This window comes from Alishewanella agri BL06 (assembly GCF_000272005.1).
GTDB lineage: Bacteria > Pseudomonadota > Gammaproteobacteria > Enterobacterales > Alteromonadaceae > Alishewanella > Alishewanella agri.
Genome location: NZ_AKKU01000026.1, coordinates 321,218 through 336,675, shown reverse-complemented (window position 1 = coordinate 336,675; position 15,458 = coordinate 321,218). Strand labels below are relative to the sequence as shown.

Annotated in this window: 12 protein-coding genes; 1 reads left to right on the top strand and 11 read right to left on the bottom strand. The window is 50.3% G+C overall.

Annotated features, from left to right (window positions below; all coding sequences use genetic code 11):
* Positions 1-12: 12 nt before the first annotated feature.
* The 5 genes from AGRI_RS15185 to dnaK all read right to left on the bottom strand — a co-directional run bounded on the left by AGRI_RS15185 (position 13) and on the right by dnaK (position 4,995).
* A complete protein-coding gene (locus AGRI_RS15185) occupies positions 13-207 on the bottom strand; it encodes a hypothetical protein (protein ID WP_156808402.1) in 195 nt (64 codons plus the stop codon).
* A gap of 22 nt (positions 208-229) precedes the next feature.
* Entirely contained in the window at positions 230-835 is a 606-nt protein-coding gene (locus AGRI_RS15180; protein WP_008985759.1) for a hypothetical protein, read from the bottom strand.
* A 141-nt stretch (positions 836-976) separates the two neighbouring features.
* Positions 977-1,780, bottom strand: a complete 804-nt coding sequence (locus tag AGRI_RS15175; protein WP_008985758.1) for a M48 family metallopeptidase — start codon at positions 1,778-1,780, stop codon at positions 977-979.
* Between the two features lie 108 nt (positions 1,781-1,888).
* Positions 1,889-3,028 (bottom strand): molecular chaperone DnaJ, encoded by a 1,140-nt coding sequence (gene dnaJ / locus AGRI_RS15170; RefSeq protein WP_008985757.1) that lies wholly within the window; start codon positions 3,026-3,028, stop codon positions 1,889-1,891.
* Between the two features lie 62 nt (positions 3,029-3,090).
* On the bottom strand, positions 3,091-4,995 hold the full coding sequence (gene dnaK, locus AGRI_RS15165; protein WP_008985756.1) for a molecular chaperone DnaK: 1,905 nt from the start codon (positions 4,993-4,995) through the stop codon (positions 3,091-3,093).
* 210 nt (positions 4,996-5,205) lie between these two features.
* Between dnaK and luxS the strand changes: the two genes are divergently transcribed.
* Positions 5,206-5,715, top strand: coding sequence for an S-ribosylhomocysteine lyase (gene luxS / locus AGRI_RS15160; protein ID WP_008985755.1), 510 nt, complete (start codon positions 5,206-5,208; stop codon positions 5,713-5,715).
* 70 nt (positions 5,716-5,785) lie between these two features.
* Here the strand turns inward: luxS and AGRI_RS15155 are convergent, their stop codons facing one another.
* The 6 genes from AGRI_RS15155 to AGRI_RS15130 all read right to left on the bottom strand — a co-directional run bounded on the left by AGRI_RS15155 (position 5,786) and on the right by AGRI_RS15130 (position 15,456).
* Positions 5,786-6,043 (bottom strand): PepSY domain-containing protein, encoded by a 258-nt coding sequence (locus tag AGRI_RS15155; RefSeq protein ID WP_008985754.1) that lies wholly within the window; start codon positions 6,041-6,043, stop codon positions 5,786-5,788.
* Between the two features lie 53 nt (positions 6,044-6,096).
* A complete protein-coding gene (locus AGRI_RS15150) occupies positions 6,097-7,728 on the bottom strand; it encodes a diguanylate cyclase (RefSeq protein ID WP_008985753.1) in 1,632 nt (543 codons plus the stop codon).
* A 14-nt stretch (positions 7,729-7,742) separates the two neighbouring features.
* Positions 7,743-10,496, bottom strand: a complete 2,754-nt coding sequence (locus AGRI_RS15145; protein WP_008985752.1) for a PAS domain-containing protein — start codon at positions 10,494-10,496, stop codon at positions 7,743-7,745.
* Positions 10,497-10,516: 20 nt separating this feature from the next.
* Positions 10,517-10,912 carry a response regulator gene (locus AGRI_RS15140; protein WP_008985751.1) on the bottom strand — a complete coding sequence of 132 codons (396 nt, stop codon included), beginning with the start codon at positions 10,910-10,912 and terminating at the stop codon, positions 10,517-10,519.
* A gap of 53 nt (positions 10,913-10,965) precedes the next feature.
* Positions 10,966-13,725 carry an FAD-binding and (Fe-S)-binding domain-containing protein gene (locus tag AGRI_RS15135; RefSeq protein WP_008985750.1) on the bottom strand — a complete coding sequence of 920 codons (2,760 nt, stop codon included), beginning with the start codon at positions 13,723-13,725 and terminating at the stop codon, positions 10,966-10,968.
* Positions 13,726-13,842: 117 nt separating this feature from the next.
* Complete coding sequence (locus AGRI_RS15130) at positions 13,843-15,456, bottom strand: NADP-dependent glyceraldehyde-3-phosphate dehydrogenase (protein WP_008985749.1); 1,614 nt, start codon at positions 15,454-15,456, stop codon at positions 13,843-13,845.
* Positions 15,457-15,458: the final 2 nt, after the last annotated feature.

The window sequence follows — 15,458 nt, the reverse complement described above, 5'->3', positions numbered from 1 at the left end:
TCAAAGTGGCGTTCATTGCTGAGTTAGCATCTTTTTAAATAGCTTGTACTCATAGGGTTTCAGCTCTTTTTCAAGATGACGATCTAACTCCAAAGCGACCAACTCTTCAAAAGACTTCGAAAATCCGATAGTTTCACCGGTGTTAGTGTCAAAAAGCACAATACCTGAACCGTCCTTAAAACTTTTAACAAGGACTTCCTGCTTCAATAACACTTAATCCAGGTTCCATCTAGACGGCATAGGCTGCAAACAGCTCCTGTAATTCTAAACCAAATAACTCTCCATTGTTTAGGCCGTTAAGATACAAGTATTCTGCAAGATCTTGGGGGGTTTGAAACGTTGGAGAACTTCCAATTACCGGGAAATAAATACCAAACTGACCATGAAAAATTGCGTTCATATAGGTCGCTGCCATAAAGCGATTGACCTTACCATCACCATGGAACTTCAGGTTGTTGGTCTGCAGAATATCTCTCATCGTCAACGTTTCAAGAGACTTATCTTCCTTTTGAAGATCTTCTGGTGCAATCGTAGGTAGCGGATTGCCGGGGAAAATATTACAGAAGTAATTTGACGTAATACCAAAACCAGAACTGGCTTTAGAACCACCACCCGAATTACCGAAAAATCCGGATGATTTTAGCACCAGCGGTTTTCCACCTGCGAAATCAGAGCCATGTCCTGACGCTATAATTGATCCCGCTAAACCGTTGGAACCAGCCCACACAGACTTCGCCGGTAATGACGCTATAACCAAGCCAGCACCGGCCCGGGTTAAAAACTTACGCCGATTTAGTTTGGCGGTATCTTGTTCTTTCTGGTCATGTCCTTGCATAGCAACTTCCGTAGGTTAACCAATATCGATAATACTGTTGACGATGCAAGTATCACACCATCATATGCAAGCCTTTGATTCACTTGCAGCTAGCAGCTTCAAGAAGCTGCTTTACCATTTAAACTGTAAAAAATACTGACATCAAGGCTTGCGGCAAGCTGGCAAATTTCCTTGCTGTCTTCGCTGCTGATAAAGTGTAGCAGCTTCTGGCATTTTTTGCTGTAAAGTGCGAATGCGGGTATCTGGCACCGGGTGGCTGGATAAAAACTGTGGCACACCGCCACTGCCTGCCGCTGCCATATTGCGCCATAAGGCAACCGAATCTTCAGGATTAAACCCGGCTTTGGCCATTAATTCCAGACCTATTACATCGGCTTCGGTTTCATGGGTGCGGCTAAAAGGTAAGGCTACGCCAACCTGAGCCCCCAGCCCCAGCGCCGCCATTAACTCTTGCTGATAACGCACACCATAAGCTTTAGTGCCGGCGTCACCAAGAGCTAAGGCAAGCTGTAAAAACTGATTGGTTGATAAGCGTTCATTGCTATGCCCGGCCATAACGTGACCAATTTCATGGCCTACTACAGCTGCCAGCTGGGCAGGCGTTTCTGCGATTTTTATCAGGCCGGTATAAACGCCCATCTTGCCACCAGGTAAGGCAAAGGCATTTACCTGCTCGCTATCAAATACTACGATTTCCCAGTTGTATTGCTGGTATTCATCTGGTGTCACTTTTAATAAAGCATTGGCGACACACTGCACATAACGGTTAGTCGCCGGATCGCTACTAATCTTTTGCTCCGCCTTCATTTGCTCGAAAGTCTGGGCGCCCATAGTATTCAATTGCTTGTTATCAAATAGCATCACCTGCTTGCGGCCGGTAGGAGACTCGGCACAAGAACCAAGCAACAGCGCGCATACCGCAGTAACCAGAATTTTCTTTAACATAAGCAGTCCGTTGGAAACAATAACACTGTGGCTTAAGTGTACCTTTTAAGCATAAAAAAACCACCCAAAACGGGTGGTTTCTGTGATTTCATTGTTTAAACCGTCAAACTAGCTGGTTAGATCGTCAAAGAATTTTTTCACACCATCGAAAAAGCCTTTTGACTTCGGCCGGTGTGTGGCTTCGCCTTCGCCGGTCATACTTTCATCCAGTTGGCGCAGCAGCTCTTTTTGCCGCTCTGATAGCTTAACCGGGGTTTCAATCACCACCTTACACACCAGGTCACCGACACCGCCGCCACGCACCGACTGTACGCCCTTGCCACGCAAGCGGAACATCTTGTCAGTTTGCGTTTCTGCCGGGATCTTCAGCTTAACGCGGCCATCCAGCGTTGGCACATCAATCTCGCCACCTAAGGCGGCGGTAGCGAAGCTCATCGGCACTTCACAGTACAGATTATTGCCATCACGTTGGAAGATCGGGTGCGCTTTTACTGACACCTGGACATAGAGATCACCCGCAGGTGCACCATGCATGCCGGCTTCACCTTCGCCAGATAAGCGAATGCGATCCCCAGTATCAACACCGGCAGGGATCTTAACCGACAGCGTTTTGGTCTTTTCTACGCGACCTTCACCATGACACTTGCTGCAGGGATCCGGAATAATTTTGCCACGTCCAGAACAGGTAGGACAGGTTTGCTGTACCGCAAAAAAGCCCTGACGCATCGTAACCTGACCGGCACCGTTACAGGTTGGACAGCTCTTGGCTGAAGTGCCTTTTTTGGCGCCTGAACCATCACAACTGTCACAGCTGACCATGGTCGGTACTTTAATATCGACCGATTTACCTTTAACCGCTTCTTCCAGCGACAACTCCAGGTTGTAGCGCAGGTCAGCGCCTCGTTGCGAGCGCGAACCACCACCGCGGCGGCCACCACCAAAGATATCGCCGAACACATCGCCAAAGATATCGCCAAAGTCGGCACCACCGGCGCCACCAAAACCACCGGCACCACGATTCGGATCTACTCCGGCATGGCCGTAACGGTCGTAGGCTGCCCGCTTCTGCTCGTCAGACAAAACTTCATAGGCTTCCTGTACTTCTTTAAACTTCTCTTCCATATCTTTATCACCCTGGGTACGATCCGGGTGAAATTTCATGGCGAGGCGTTTATAAGCCTTTTTGATGTCTTTATCATCGGCGCCTTTAGCGACACCTAGTACTTCATAATAGTCACGCTTGGACATAGATCTGTGCTTATTTCTCAGTTAACGGCTGCAGCCAAAGCTGCAGCCTGTTTTAGCGTTAATTACTTTTTGTCGTCTTTAACTTCTTCGAATTCCGCATCGACTACGTCGTCAGCGCCACCGGCTTGCTGGCCAGCGTCACCGGCCTGGCCTTTCGCCTGCTGGGCTTCCATCAGTTTCTGAGAAGCCTGGATCAACGCCTGAGTTTTGGCTTCGATCTCTGACTTATCATTACCCTTGATGGCTTTTTCCAGCTCGCCAATAGCGGTCTCGATAGCTTCTTTGTCGTTAGCCGCTAACGCTGAACCGACTTCTTCGATTTGCTTACGGGTAGCGTGAACCATGGCATCGGCCTGGTTACGCGCCTGCACCAGCTCTTCGAACTTTTTATCTTCTTCAGCATGCGCTTCAGCGTCACGCACCATTTTCTGGATTTCTTCTTCGCTTAAGCCAGAAGAGGCTTTGATAGTGATCTTCTGCTCTTTGCCAGTATCTTTGTCTTTGGCCGATACATGCAGAATACCATCCGCATCCAGATCGAAGGTTACTTCGATTTGTGGCTCGCCGCGGCGACCCGGACGAATACCTTCTAAGTTAAACTGACCTAATGACTTATTGTCAGAGGCGCGTTTACGCTCACCCTGCAGCACATGAATAGTTACTGCAGACTGGTTATCATCAGCAGTTGAGAACACCTGAGACTTCTTAGTCGGGATAGTGGTGTTCTTCTCAATCAGCGTGGTCATCACGCTACCCATGGTTTCGATACCCAGTGACAGAGGCGTAACGTCTAACAGTAAAACGTCTTTCACATCACCAGATAATACCGCACCCTGAATAGCCGCACCCACAGCTACCGCTTCATCCGGGTTCACGTCTTTACGTGGTTCTTTACCAAAGAAAGCCGTTACCGCTTCTTGTACTTTTGGCATCCGCGTCTGACCACCAACCAAAATAATCTCGTTGATGTCACTTACGCTTAAGTCAGCATCAGCCAGCGCTTTTTTCAGCGGCTCTAAAGTACGCTGCACTAAATCGTCGACCAGTGATTCCAGCTTAGCACGGGTTAATTTGATGTTCAGGTGTTTCGGACCTGTGGCATCAGCCGTGATATAAGGCAGGTTCACTTCCGTTTGTGACGCAGAAGACAGTTCAATTTTGGCTTTTTCACCGGCTTCTTTTAAACGCTGCATCGCCAGCGGATCGTTACGCAGGTCAATACCTTGCTCTTTCTTAAATTCTTCAACCAGATAGTTGATCACGCGGTTATCGAAGTCTTCACCACCTAAGTGCGTATCACCATTGGTAGCCAACACTTCAAAGGTTTGCTCGCCATCAACATCATCAATTTCGATAATAGAAATATCGAAAGTACCACCACCCAGGTCATATACCGCAACCTTGGTATCGCCTTTCTTCTTATCCATACCGTAAGCCAGTGCCGCAGCAGTTGGCTCGTTGATAATACGTTTTACATCTAAACCGGCAATCCGGCCGGCGTCTTTGGTCGCCTGACGCTGAGCATCGTTAAAGTATGCCGGTACGGTGATAACCGCCGCAGTTACTGGCTCGCCCAGATAATCCTCAGCCGTTTTCTTCATCTTTTTCAGCACTTCCGCTGAAATTTGCGGCGCGGCTAATTTTTTGCCTTTAACTTCTACCCAGGCATCACCATTATCGGCTTTAACAATTTGGAATGGCATGATTTTGATATCACGCTGCACTTCTTCGTCTTCAAAACGACGACCAATTAAGCGCTTGATAGCGAATAAGGTATTTTTTGGGTTAGTCACCGCCTGACGCTTGGCTGGCTGACCCACTAACACTTCGCCATCTTCGGTGTAAGCAATAATGGAAGGCGTGGTCCGTGTACCTTCGGCATTTTCCAGCACTTTTGGCTTGTCACCATCCAAAATAGCCACACAAGAGTTGGTTGTACCTAAGTCAATACCAATAATTCTACCCATAACATCTCTCCACTTATATTCTGAACAATGAAACATTGCGATGACCGATTAGTGGGGATTAGCCCTGATCTATTCAAGGTTATCAAAAGTAAAATTTTAGCTTTTGATGCATTTTGTGTTGTTTATAGCCGTCATGGTCAAAAGCGGTTAACTTTCCGCTGCCGCCAGCGCTATAATCAAACCATCTCTAAGTTGCTTACAGGATTTGACATGCCATTACTCGATAGTTTTACTGTTGACCATACCATTATGAAAGCGCCGGCCGTGCGCATTGCTAAAAAAATGACTACGCCCAAAGGCGATGCCATTACCGTATTTGATCTACGTTTTTGCGTGCCAAATGAAGAAATTCTGTCTGAAAAAGGCATTCACACGCTGGAGCATCTGTTCGCCGGTTTTATGCGTGACCACTTAAATGGCCAGGATGTGGAAATTATTGATATTTCGCCTATGGGCTGCCGTACCGGCTTTTATATGAGCCTGATTGGTACACCGGATGAACAACGGGTAGCTAAAGCCTGGCAGGCGGCGATGGATGATGTGTTAAAAGTCGCCAGTCAGAATGATATTCCGGAACTGAATATTTATCAGTGTGGCACCGCGCAAATGCATTCGCTGGATGAAGCGAAACAGATCGCGCAGAACATTTTAACGCGCGGTGTAGGTGTGAACAGAAACGACGAGCTGGCGTTACCCGCCGAAGTATTGCAAAAGCTGTAACCACTAAAACTTAAGGTTGGCGGTGATAACCGCCAACCCCCGCAACGCCAAAGTGGATTGTAAGAGTGGATTAATCATCCCGATCGCGTAATACCTTGCCGGTACGCGGATCAACCTGTAACTCACGCTTATCTGCGCCACGGTAGGCATCGATTTCCCAAACGCCATCATCAAACTCAATATCGACGATGGGATAGAAGCCCTGCTGCTCCAGCTTTTGCACCACCTCAGATAATTTCAATGCATCGGCTGGTGGCCGGTCGTCGTCGGCCAGAGCCAGAAAAGAAATACTCGTTAATAAGAAAGTACCTAACATTAATGATTTCATTTTAACGCTCCTTATTGCCCCTTCGACTCTAACAGGCCTGACTGAATTCAGCCTTAATAGACTCGATTCCGGCCAGCCTGCTTAGCCTGGTAAAGCGCGGTATCCGCCGCTGCAATCAGTTCATCCGCATGGGCATAGCTACTATCACTGGTTGAGGCCACGCCGGCAGAAAAGCTACAGCTAAATGCTGAATTGCCAGCACTAAATTGTAATTGCCGGAAACTTTGCAAAATATTCTCGGTAAGTTGCCGCGCCTGCAAGCTGTTACAGTCGGGCAATACCAACATAAACTCCTCGCCACCATAACGGCCGGCTTTATCCGTTTTACGAATTCTTTTGCGTAACAAAGTTGCCAGGGCGGTAATCACGATATCGCCAGTGGCGTGGCCATATTGATCATTAACACTTTTAAAATAATCAATATCCAACATAACGATACTCAATGGTTTATCGAAGCGGGTCGCCCGCTCCAACTCAAGGGCGGCGGCTTCTTTAATCGCACTGTGCTTAATCAGCGAGGTCAAACCATCTTTTTCAATCAGCAGCCGAATCTGCTGGCTGCGGCGTAACCGGGCTTTAACTGCCTGCACCAGCTCATTGTCAGAAATAGGCTTAGTTAAAAAGTCATCGGCGCCTTGCGCCATCGCCTTCATCTGCAGCAGCTTATTTGCTTCGGAGGATAAATAAACAATGGGTAAACGTTTCAGCGATTGATACTGCCTAAGTACACCGGCCAGTTCAGTTCCGGAATAGTCCGGCATATAAATATCCATCAGTACTAAATCTGGTTGAAAGCTTAGTATTTCGTGTACAAGTTGAGTCACCTGCTGCAAAATCCGGGTTTCAATGCCGGCAGCTTTGAGTACCAGCGCGTAATGCTCCGCCAGCAATTTATCGTCATCAACAATAAATACCCGGCCATGTTGCCCAAACGTCTGCTCCAATAACTCGCTGATCGTCGCAATCATATTTGGTACATCAACCGGCGACACAAAAAAGGCATCAGCGCTATGCTGTGCAGCTTTAACCCGTAAATCAAAGTTATCTTGATCCGAATACAACATTAGCCGGCTTTGCTGCTGGTTTAAGCGATCTAACAACAATTTTTGTTTAAACAACGACTGGCCATTTTGCAGCGCAATGGTTGTAAATAATACGGCAGGCGCTTGCTGCGATAAGGCCTCCAGACAACTGTCATAACTATTAAAGATAAGAACCTGATGTCCAAACGCCCGTAACTGAGTATCTAACTCCGCAATCAACGCTGGCGTTTCCAGTAACAACCAAATACTGTTCTCCGGCCTGGGTTGTAATAACGCTACTGTGCTGGCATCTGAGCTATTGCGTAAGGCCTCTTGCACACTTTGTAAAAAGTCTTGTACTGCAGACTGTAAGCTAAGCAATGCATAACGCTGCTCAGATGCCGGTTTTTCCTGTATGGTCCTGGCCAGTTGCTCTAACATTTTGGCCTGACTACCCAACAAACCAAAACCAAAGGTGCCACAGGCGCCGGCCAGCTTATGCGCTTCACTGATCAGCTGGTTTAACGCCGGAGCGGTGGTTTCATCCGCTTGCAACAAGGCCTGCATGGCACTGGCCCGGGCTGGCAAAGATTGCTCGAAGCGTTGTCGTACCAGACTGAATGCAGCTCGTAAGTCAGTTTTGTTATTGTCTGTTGGAATCATCTTATTCGTGTTCTCTATTTTTCACTGCCAGCCACCGGCAGTTGGAAATAAAAGGTGGTGCCTTGTGCTGGTAAAGAGCTAAAACCGATACTACCGCCCATCTGTTCGACCAATTCTTTACATATCGCCAAACCTAAGCCCGTGCCACCTTTAGATTCACCTTGTGGTGTTTTTGCTTGTGCAAAACGTTCAAAGATTTGTGGTTGGAACTCTTCCGGGATGCCCTGACCGCTATCTTGCACTTCAAACCGAACCAGGCTGTCGTGCTGATAGGCCCGCAGCCGCACCTTACTGCCTGACGTAGAAAACTTAATAGCGTTAGACAGCAGATTAGTCAGTGTTTGTTGCAACCGCAGTGCGTCGGACCTGACGCGCAAAACGGATAACACCGGTTCCAACTGCAGGGTAACGCCATACTGTTCCGCGAACGGTATTAACGCCTGTGTCGCCTGCTCCAGCTCTTTTGCAACGATTAGTTGTTGAAAAGAAAAAGGCATTTTGCCAGCAACCAGCTTCTCGATATCTAATAAATCGTTGATTAAATGTGATAAACGCTCACTGTTATGCTGGGCTGCTGACAGCAGTTTTTGTGCCGGTGCGGCTAGCTCGCCCAACATGCCGGAATTTAACAGCGTAACAGCACCTTTTATCACGGTAAGCGGCGTTCTTAACTCATGACTGACCGTCGAAATAAACTCATCCTTTAACTGCTGTAACTTGATGCGCTCGGTAATATCCTGTACCGAACCAACCATAATCAGCTCCGGGTTTTCTGCCTCTGGCAGCATTCTGGCGGTTTCATGCACCCAGCGAATAGTGCCATCCGGCCGGATGATCCGATGGATCACATCATGGACGCCAGTTTGGGCTGCTTGCAGTTCACTCTGGGCCACTTTTTGCCGATCATCAGGGTGAATGGTGCTTTTAAACAAGGCAACACTGGGGACGGTACTAGCTTCGTCAAAACCAAAAATCCGGTAGATCACCGGTGACCACCAGAGCGCACCGGTTTTTAATGACGCTTGCCAGAAGCCCATTTGCGCCTGTTCACTGGCGGTATCAAGGCGCTCGCGTGCCACCTGTAGTGCCTGGTTGGCTTTCTCCAACGCCAGGTAATGTTGTTTAGTCGTGGTGACATCCTGAATATAACCATGCCATAACACGCTGCCATCCGGCATTTTTTCGGGTGTGGCGCTGCCAAGTAGCCACACTATGTCACCTTGTTTACTGACAATCCGATATTCAGAGCGCCAGAGTGACAGTGTCGACATCGATTGTTGGATACTGTTAACGACTGCAGGCATATCCTCAGGGTGAATAACAGCAAACACTTTGGAAGCATCTGCCGTCACGTCTTCAGGTTTCACGCCATAGATTTGCTCAATAGCCGCACTGGCATAAGGAAAGGCCGCCCGACCATCAGGCCACTGCTGATATTGGTACACCACCCCCGGCAGCTGTGCGGTCAGAGAAATTAACTTTCGTTTTAATTGCTTTTCGGCGTTAATATCCAGAATAAAACCATCCAGATAGCGTAGCTCACCTTGTTCTGAAAACTCGGGTGTGCCGCGCTCTTCGACCCAACGCACGCTGCCATCGCGATGAGTGATCCGATACTGCACATGCCAGCTACGGCGCTCAGCTATCGCCCGTTCTACTATTTTCGTCAACCGGTTACGGTCCTCCGCCAGAATAACGCTGGCGTAGCTGCGAACCTGATTGTTGATAAAGTCAGTTGCCGGATAGCCCGATAACGGGTCGATACTGCCACTGATATATAACATGGTCCAATCGCTATCGGCCAAACACCGATAAGTGATACCAGGGATATTATTTACCAGAGCCTGATACTGATCGCGACTGGCTTTAAGTTCCTGCTCGGCTTGTTTTTGTTCAGTGATATCCGCATGAGTGCCATACATCATTAGCGGCTTACCATCAGCGGTCCAGGAAATCACTTTGCCGCGGTCATGCACCCAAACCCAATGGCCATTTTTATGTTTCATCCGGCATTTACAATCATAAAATGCCAGCTCACCATTAAAATGCTGTGTTAGTAAAGACGCAGACAAGGCTAAATCGTCAGGGTGAGCAAAATGCTGCCAGGTGCTAATCGAGATTGGCATCAGCTCGGCCAGCTGATAACCAATAATCTCGGCCCAGCGTTCGTTAAAGACGGTCTCACCAGTTTGCACATTCCATTGCCAGGTGCCAATCCGCGTACCCTCGAGTACAGAGCGATACATCAGCTCACTTGCCGCCAGTTGCAGGTGAGCCTGTTCATGCAAACGGTCGGTAATTTCCTGCTCAACCAGTTCGGCGAAACCAATCAGCATCGCGGTTTCCGCATCTGATAAGGTCCGGGGCTCAGAGTCAATAATGCATAAAGTGCCAATTGGCTGCGCTGCTACTTTTAACGGCACTCCGGCATAAAAGCGGATAAAAGGCGCACTGGTTACCAGGGGGTTATCGGCAAAACGCGGGTCGGCCAAGGCATCAGTGATCTGAAATACTCCCTCGCCTAAAATTGCATGGCCACAAAATGAAATATCGCGCGCAGTTTCGCAAACATCCAACCCCTGGCGGGATTTAAACCATTGCCGCTCTTCATCCAGAAGTGAAATCAATACTATAGGGGTATGCAGCGCCTGCTGCACTAACCGGGTTAGCCGATCAAAACGTGGCTCTGGTAAGGTATTTAATAGCGCACTGGCATAGAGCGCAGCCAGACGCGCTGCTTCATTTTCAGGTTTTACCGCTGACTGCATAGGGATCTGTAACCTTATGGTCAAACATCTGACAGCCGGGAGTCGGCAAGCTTGGTCTGACAAAGCTCGCGTAACTGTGTTCCCAGCGTTAAGGGATCAAAGGGTTTTTCGATCACCGCAATAGCGCCGGCAGATAAATAGCGCTGCTGCTCGGCTTCTTGTAAACGGGCCGTCATAAAAATCACCGGCACCCCAGCTAGACCAGGCAACTGTCGTAACGCTGCCAACGTCTGCAACCCGTCCATTTGCGGCATCATCACATCTAATAATATTAGCTGTGGCGCAAAACGCTCTGCTTGCGTCAGGGCTTGCTGACCAGACTCGCAACTTAGCACCTGAAAACCACTTAGCTGAACCAGAGCAATTTCGGTTACGGCTCTGATATCTTCATCATCTTCAACATGTAATACCCGCATACCCGACACCTGATTCAGATTAATCTGAATTCAGCTTGCCATAACAAAAACAATTAGTCACTTTGTGCATCAAGTAAATACAGTAAATGCTGATACTCGACGCCACTGTGCCGGCTTAAACCAATTTCACAAGTGCGGCTGCTGGATACCCCCCGTGAGCACTTACTTACCTGCCGCGCTAAATCAGACAATGCTGACGCATTAAGCTCCGGTAAGAAAAAGCCCTTGTCACCGGCAAAACCACAGCAGCTGATGCCCTCGGGGATCACCAGCTGTTCAGTACAGGCGGCGGCCAGTTCAGTCAGCTTGCGGCCCTGCTCCAACTGCTGCGCGCTGCAACTGATATGCAGCGCCAGTGGCGCGGCCTGTTTGTTCAGCTTTAGCTTCGGCAGAACCTTGTCATAGATAAAGTCGATGCTATCAAACAGCTGCAATCTCGGATCTAAGGCTTCGCGTAAAGTTAAGCTGCAGGGGCTGCTATCGCAAAACACTGCAATCCGGCCCTGCTCACTGTGCTGCATTAACCACTGATGCAATTGTTGCTGCAGCTGCTTGGCGGCAGCAAATTGCCCCTTGGACTGAAACGGCATGCCACAGCATTGCTGGGCCAGCTTTGGCGGCTGAAATAACTGATAACCGGCTTTTTGTAGTAAGTTGGCACTTACCTCAGCCAAACTGCGCAAATCCTGACTGTGCTGCTGCGGCCCCATTACCCGGCCACTACAGCTGCCAAAATACAATACCGGTATTAAGCCTGAGTCCAGATCCGGCTGATCCGGTAACTGAAAGGCGCGGGCCGCAGTTGGCATCGCCTGATGCCAAAGTGGCATGGCCGGGCCTAACATACGGGCGCCGAGCTGGCCGATGTTAAGCGCGGTGCGGCCAAGGCTGCTGATAACACTAAACTTACTCGCGGCAAAGTTCGCCAGCCCCTGAAAACGCTGATTGGCACGGCCACGCAGTTGCCTTGTCAGATCGCCGGTATTAATACCCACCGGACAGGCCGTGCTACACAGGCCACAGGCGGCACAGGTATCGGTGCCGGCATACTGATAGGCTTGCTGCAGCGCGGCTAAGCGCGCGCTATCCTCACCGCTTTGCTGCAGTAGTGAGATCTCACGCTGTGCCACTATGCGCTGGCGCGGCGTTAACGTTAGCTTACGCGAGGGACAAACCGGCTCACAAAAGCCACATTCAATACATTTATCAACCAAAGGATCCGCCGCCGGCAGCGCTTTTAAATGCTTCAGATGCAGCTGACTATCGCGGCTTAGCACTACCTCGGGGTTAAGAATATGCTGCGGATCCAATAGCTGTTTAATCCGCCACATCAGTTGATAAGCCTCAGTACCCCATTCCAGTTCCACAAAGGGCGCCATATTACGGCCGGTGCCATGCTCAGCCTTTAACGCGCCACCAAATTCTACTGCCACCAGCTGCGCCACCTCACGCATAAAATCAGCATAACGCTGGATCTCGGTGGCGCTGTTAAAACTCTGGGTAAACACAAAATGCAGATTCCCCTCCAGCGCATGCCCGAAAATAATGGCCTCGTGATAACCAAAACGATCAAACAACCGCTGTAAAGCTAATACCCCTTCTGCCAGGCGTGGCAGTGGGAAGGTGACATCTTCAATGATCACCGTGGTACCGGTTTCGCGTACCGCGCCGACCGCCGGAAAAGTACCTTTGCGGATCGCCCACAATTGCTCACAGACTGCCGGCTCGCGGGTAAACTCTACTTTTTGTTCCAGTTCAAAGGCCGCCAGTTGCTGCTGTATTGTCGCTATCTGACGCTCCAGCTGCGGCACTGTAGCAGCGCGACTCTCAATTAGCAGTGCCGCTGCCCCCTCTGACAAGGTCGCCACCCAGGCCGGCAAGCCGGCTTTATGTTGTACCGAGCGTAAACTGCGCCGGTCCAGCAGCTCAACAGCCGCCACCGGCGTGTCTTTTAGCAAGGTTACCGCCTGACAGCAACTGGCAATATCCGGGAACACATAGAGTGCGCTGGCTTTATGCGGATGCTCCGGCACCGTCTGATAGGTAACACTGCTAATAAAGCCGAGGCAGCCTTCTGATCCCACCATTAAGTGGCTTAAGATATCGATAGGATCGCTAAACTCCGTCAGAGCATTTAGCGAAAAGCCCATGGTATTTTTTAAGCGGTATTTATGGCGAATCTTGGCCAGCAGTTCGGGATTGTCACAGGTTTGCTGGGCCAGGGTGCTAAGCTCGGCTAATAGTGGCGCATGGGACTGCCGAAAGGCCGCGACACTTGCTGCATCTTCCGTATCCAACACTGTGCCGTCAGCGAGCACCAAACGCATACCGTGCAGGGTATTAAAGCTGTTTTGCGCGGTACCACAGCACATGCCGCTGGCATTATTGGCGACGATGCCGCCAATTTTGCAGCTGTTAATCGATGCCGGATCCGGGCCAATCTTGCGGCCATAGGGCGCCAGCCATTGATTCGCCTGCGCGCCTATCACCCCGGGGGCGAGCCGGATCCGTTCACCGAGCTCAAAAATCTGATATTGCTGCCAGTTTTCGCCCAGCACCAACAACACCGAATCCGTCACCGCCTGCCCGGATAAACTGGTGCCCGCCGCGCGAAAGGTTAGCGGCACCTGATACTGACCTGCCAGCTTTAATAAGGCGATCACTTCCTGTTCGCTTTCAACCCTGAGTACCAACTTAGGTGTTAACCGATAAAAACTGGCATCTGTGCCAAAGGCCAGCGTGCTGAGCGGATCATCGAAATAGCGCTCAGCAGGAATAAGCTGTTGTACGGCGTGCAGAAACTGCGGCTGCATATCAACCTCAAAGTATAGCGGCTGGTAAGCAGCAAAGATCGCGCTGCTGCCAACGGTTACAGGCTTGGCAGCAGCTTAATCGGTTCGGCGGCAATTAGCAAAACTGCGGCAGCTCACCTAGAACAAAAAATCCGTCGCCAGAAAGTGCGAGGCGCGCTGCTGGATAATCTGTTTTACAAAGCCGACATCCGGATCCTGATACTTGGTCGCGACTAATGTTGGCGTGGAAAACTGCCGCAGCGCATCCACGACCGACAAAGTGCCCTCGGCGGAGTCTTTGCGGCCGTTAAACGGGAAGCTATCCGGCCCGCGCTGACACTGAGCGTTAATATTGATCCGGCCAACCTGATTAGCAAAAATATCGACCAGCTCGCCGACCTGTCGCGGATCCTGCCCAAAGATACTCAGCTGCTGGCCAAAGTTGGAGTTCACCACATAGTCAATCACCTCGTCGATGCTGTCAAAAGGCACGACCGGCACCAGCGGGCCGAACTGCTCTTCCTGATAGAGCCGCATGCTGGCGTTCACCGGATACAGCACCGCCGGCTTAAATAAGGAGCCGGCACAGACACCACCCTGGGCATTTTGTACCTGAGCACCATTGGCGATTGCATCTTCGAGTAAGGCGGTAAGAAAAGCCGTTTTACCGGGTTCTGGCAACGGTGTGATCTGTACACCCGCTTGCCAGGGCATGCCCAGCTGCAACTGATCTACCGCCTGGCTTAGCGCTTTGACAAAGGCCGCCGCCAAAGGCCGTTCAACAAACAGAATTTTTAGTGCGGTACAGCGCTGGCCGTTAAACGACAAGGCGCCGGCGACGACCTCAGCGACAGTGCGCTTTAAGTCGGCATCCGCGAGAATAATGCCGGGATTTTTCGCATCCAGCCCCAGTACAGCGCGCAGCCGGTGCGGCTTAGGGTGCATCCGTTTTAAATCGCTGGCGCCCTTGTTGGTGCCGATAAAGGCAAACAGATCGATCTTGCCGCTTTCCATCAGCACCCCGACCGTTTCCCGGCCGCGGCCATAAATAATATTAATCACCCCGGCTGGAAAGCTTTGCGCAAAGGCGCGTAACAACGGCTGGATCAGCAGCACACCATATTTCGCCGGTTTAAAGATCACGGTATTACCCATAATCAGTGCCGGGATCAGCGTAGTAAAGGTTTCATTAAGCGGATAGTTAAAGGGGCCCATACACAGCGCCACCCCAACCGGGACCCGGCGGATCTTGCCCAGTGCGCCCTGTTCGATAATAAAATGGCTGGCGTCCCGATCCTGCTGCTTCAAGGCGGCGATGGTATCGCGGATATAATCGCAGGTGCGGTCAAACTCTTTGGCCGCATCCGGATAATTCTTACCAATTTCCCACATCAGCAACCGGATCACCTCGGTGCGTTGCTGCTGCATCAGGCCTAAAAAAGTTTCAACATGCCTGATCCGTTCCAGCACCGGCATGCTCGGCCAGGCGCCACGCCCCAGATCATAGGCCTTAACGGCGCCATCCAATGCCTGCAGTGCCGCCTCGGCATCAAGCAGCGGCGTATAACCCAGTAATACCGGTGTCAGGGTATCGCCATGGCGCAGCTGTACCGGGCTGATTACCGGGCTAAGCTCACCTGGCCAGCTAACCAGCTCACCATTTAACAGATAGTCGCGTTGCTCCAGTAGCCGCTGCTGGGCAAACTCTGCCGGGATCTCCGCCGCTTGCGGAAACAATGTCGTTATACTCATAC

Bases quoted from the DNA above. Each gene is read 5' to 3' on its own strand.
- AGRI_RS15175 (WP_008985758.1), bottom strand. From the start codon at position 1,780: ATGTTAAAGAAAATTCTGGTTACTGCGGTATGCGCGCTGTTGCTTGGT.
- AGRI_RS15135 (WP_008985750.1), bottom strand. From the start codon at position 13,725: ATGCAGCCGCAGTTTCTGCACGCCGTACAACAGCTTATTCCTGCTGAG.
- AGRI_RS15150 (WP_008985753.1), bottom strand. From the start codon at position 7,728: ATGATTCCAACAGACAATAACAAAACTGACTTACGAGCTGCATTCAGT.
- dnaK (WP_008985756.1), bottom strand. From the start codon at position 4,995: ATGGGTAGAATTATTGGTATTGACTTAGGTACAACCAACTCTTGTGTG.
- AGRI_RS15145 (WP_008985752.1), bottom strand. From the start codon at position 10,496: ATGCAGTCAGCGGTAAAACCTGAAAATGAAGCAGCGCGTCTGGCTGCG.
- AGRI_RS15155 (WP_008985754.1), bottom strand. From the start codon at position 6,043: ATGAAATCATTAATGTTAGGTACTTTCTTATTAACGAGTATTTCTTTT.
- AGRI_RS15140 (WP_008985751.1), bottom strand. From the start codon at position 10,912: ATGCGGGTATTACATGTTGAAGATGATGAAGATATCAGAGCCGTAACC.
- AGRI_RS15130 (WP_008985749.1), bottom strand. From the start codon at position 15,456: ATGAGTATAACGACATTGTTTCCGCAAGCGGCGGAGATCCCGGCAGAG.
- luxS (WP_008985755.1), top strand. From the start codon at position 5,206: ATGCCATTACTCGATAGTTTTACTGTTGACCATACCATTATGAAAGCG.
- dnaJ (WP_008985757.1), bottom strand. From the start codon at position 3,028: ATGTCCAAGCGTGACTATTATGAAGTACTAGGTGTCGCTAAAGGCGCC.
- AGRI_RS15180 (WP_008985759.1), bottom strand. From the start codon at position 835: ATGCAAGGACATGACCAGAAAGAACAAGATACCGCCAAACTAAATCGG.